The sequence below is a fragment of the Actinoplanes sp. NPDC048791 genome (assembly GCF_040650095.1).
Lineage (GTDB): Bacteria > Actinomycetota > Actinomycetes > Mycobacteriales > Micromonosporaceae > Actinoplanes.
In genome coordinates this window covers 1-3377 of the sequence record NZ_JBEZGQ010000907.1, presented here as the reverse complement: position 1 = coordinate 3377, position 3377 = coordinate 1, and the positions used below count along the sequence as shown (strand labels likewise).

The 3377-nt window shown below is 72.6% G+C and carries 1 protein-coding gene and 1 pseudogene; both read right to left on the bottom strand.

All coding sequences use genetic code 11. The features are described from left to right. Positions 1 to 211, bottom strand: a pseudogene (locus AB0C29_RS39510) (hypothetical protein); the annotation flags it as partial. 31 nt (positions 212 to 242) lie between these two features. Next, a partial coding sequence (locus tag AB0C29_RS39505) for an OmpL47-type beta-barrel domain-containing protein (protein ID WP_360831826.1) occupies positions 243 to 3377 on the bottom strand: 3135 nt, incomplete at its 5' end.

Below are 3377 nucleotides of genomic sequence, written 5' to 3'. Positions count from 1 at the left end.
CGCCCGCCGCGGTGGCGGTGAGGACCAGCCGGACCAACGTGTCCAGCCGGTGCCCGTCGCCGTGGCGGGCCTGCACGGTGATGCCGGTGGCGCCGTCGCCGGCGACCTCCAGTTTCAGTTTTCCGGTGTGCCCCCACGCCGGGCCGGCCGCCGGCAGGAGGGCCAGCAGCAGACCGGCGAGGACGGCGGCCGCTCCACGGGTACGACGCATCAAGCTGTTCCTTCCTGCGCGGCGAACGGCGTCAGAGTGGGCGGTCCGGGGAGACCCGGGTGGGGTCCGCGGCGAGCCGGCCGGCCCCGGTGACCGGCTTGCCGTCGTTCGCCCGTACCCCGGCCTTGCTGGCCGTGCCGCCGAGCCGCTCGGTCATCGCGTCGGCGTCGCGGAGCAGGGTGTCCCGCACGTCGGCGTCGGTGACCAGCGCGGCGTCGTTGACGAGCGTCTTGAAGGTGGCCAGCTGCCGCACCGCCCGCTCGTCCTCGCCGGCCGCCTCCGAGGCCCGGATCGTGTCCAGTCTCGTGGAGAGCTGCCGGTGGGCCTTGGTGGAGAGCCGTCCGGTCGCCTTGAACCGGTCCAGCAGGTTCTGCATGTCCCGGAACGAGGTGGTGACGAAGAACCGGACCGTCGTCGAGGTGCTGTTGCCGGCCTTGTCGGTCGCGGTCACGGTCAGCTCGTGCAGACCGAGCGGCAGCTCGTACAGCGCCTGCAGGGAGCCGCTGGTGTACGCCCGCCCGTTGAGCGTGCCGGTGGTGGTCTGGATGCCGGAGGTCGGGTCGACCGCCTGCCACGAGGTGCGAATGTCCTGGCTGTCGCCGTACAGCTGACCGTTGGCCAGCCCGGAGACGAGCAGGGTCGGCTTGGTGCCGTCGATCCGGACGACCGCCGACTTGAGCGTCTCGGCGTTGCCGGCCTTGTCCCGGGACCGGTAGAGCAGCTCGTGCCGGCCGTCCCCGGTCACGTCCACCGGCGCGGTGTACGGCGTCCAGGCACCCCCGTCCAGCGACCACTCCAGCAGCGCCACCCCGGATCCGGCGTCGGCCGACTTCAGCACCACCGGGACGGTCCCGTTGTGCCAGCCGTTGTCGTTGGCCGGGGCGAACTGGGCCGTGGTGACCGGGGCCGTGCTGTCGATCTTGACGGTGACCGACTTCGCCGGTTCCAGGTTGCCGGCCGCGTCGGTCGAGCGGAACCGCACCTCGTGCGTACCGTCACCGCCGACCGGCACCGCGGCGGTGTACGCCGTCCAGGTGGTGGCGTCGTCGAGCTGGTACTCGGTGCCCGCCACCCCGCTGCCACCGGTCTCGTCGGCCGCGGTCAGGGTGACCGTGACGTTGCCGGTGTACCAGCCCTCGACCGGGGTTCCGGACACCTTGGCGCTGGTCACCGGGGCGGTGGTGTCGGCGTCCTCGGCGCTGATCCGGAAGTAGTCGAACGCGACGGTCTTGGAGGCGGTCTGGGCGGCGCCGAGGCTGTACAGCCCCACCTTCGGGGTGGCCCCGACGGCGGCGTTGGTCAGCGGCGCGAACGTCGTCCATTCCGTGCCGTCGGCCGAGTACGCGGCGGTGTAGGTGTTGCCCACCCGGGCGAGCCGCAGGTGCCACACCGCCGAGGTCAGACTGCCGGCCTGGGGTTGCGGGTCCTGCACCACGGCACCGATCTCGCTGCGGAACTCGATCCGCCGGCTGACCGGCTGGCCCGCGGCGTTGTCGGCGACGAAGTCGAGTTTGACGTAGTTGTCGTCGTCGCCGTACACGAGCAGCCCGGCCTGCTGGTACTGCTCGTCCAGCAGGCTGGCGTCGACCTTGGTCTGCAAGGTCCAGTCACCGGCCGGCGCGGTCTGCAGGACGAAGTTCGTCGGCCCGGTGTTGCCACCGGTGTAGATGTCACCGTCGGGCACGTCGATGCGCAGCGCCCCGTCGGTGACCCGGTAGGCCGCCGGGTCCTCCCGGACGATCGCGTTCCACCGGCACTTGTCCAGCTCGGCGCCGGTGAACTCGTCCGACGGGACGACCGGTTCGGCCGGGGCGTCGGGCGTGAACTGGAACCAGTCGAACGCCGCGTCCACCACCGGCGCGGTGGTGCCGCCGTTGAGGGCGAAGACGCCGACGCGCGGGTTCTCGATGCCGGCCAGCGCGGCGGACCGGCCGACCGGGGTGAAGGTCCGGCCGTCGGCGGAGGCCTCCGCGGTCAGGTTCGCCCCGTCACTGGTGAGCCGCAGGTACACCACGTCACCGGCGGGCGCCGCGGTGCTGTCGCCGCTCTCGTTGCGCGGGCTGGCGGCGGTCTCCCGGATGAACTCCACCGTGCGGGCGCCGTTGTAGAGCAGGTCGAGTTTGGCGTAGTTGTCGTCGTCGCCGTACACGATCAGACCGGCCTGCTGGTAGGTCGCGGTGATCGGCACGGAGATCTTGGTGGTGGCCTGCCAGGCGCCGCTGGGCGCCGGTTGCAGGACGAGGTTGGTGGCGTCGTTGCGGGTGCCGTAGAGGTCACCCGAGGCGGTGGGCAGCCGCAGCGTGCCGTCGGCGACCGAGTAGAGCTGGTTCTCCCGGACCACCGTCCAGCGGTCACGCTCCAGCGCGCTGCCGAGGAAGTCGTCGGAGCGGGCCCCGAAGCAGGAGGTGTTCGGCGCCTCGACCTTGACCGGCACGTTGGCGTACGACTTGGCGCCGCGGCTGTCGGTGACGGTCAGGGTGGCGGTGAAGGTGCCGGGCACCCGGTACGTGTGACTGGCGTCCAGGGTGGTCGCCGTACCGCCGTCGCCGAAGTCCCAGGCGTACGTGAGCGGGGTGTCGCCTTCGGCGTCGGTGGCCGTACCGTCGAACGCGACGGTGACCGGCGCGGTGCCGGCGGCCGGAGTCGCGACCGCGCTGACCGTCGGGGGCGCGTTCTCGGTGACGCCGCGACCGAGGAAGTCCAGCCAGTTCACGTTGAACAGCGATCCCGTCCCGCCGGCCGGGTCCCGGGCGACGAAGAACAGCGAGTCCGCGTTGGTGCCGGTGACCGGTGCGGTGACGTCGACATAGGTCTGCCAGCCGCCGGTGCCCGGCACGTCGACCGTGGCGACCAGCGGGCCGTCGACCGCGTCGGCGCGTACCTCGATCCGGCCACCCGCGGCGGCCGACGCGACCCGGAAGCGGATCGACTCGATGCCGGTCAGGCTGGCCGGGTCCAGCGACCACCAGTCGCCGTCCTCGATGAAGCCGATGTTCTGGCCGCCGCCGGCCGGGTCGCTGCCCGTCTCGCGGCCCACGCCCGGGTCGCCACCGCCGACGCCGCCGGGCACCCGGCCGGTGCCGGTGAAGTAGTCGGCCTGCTTGCGCTTGGGCTGCAACCGCTCGATCGCCCGGCCGGTGAGCGGGCCGGCGCTGCCCGCGCCGCC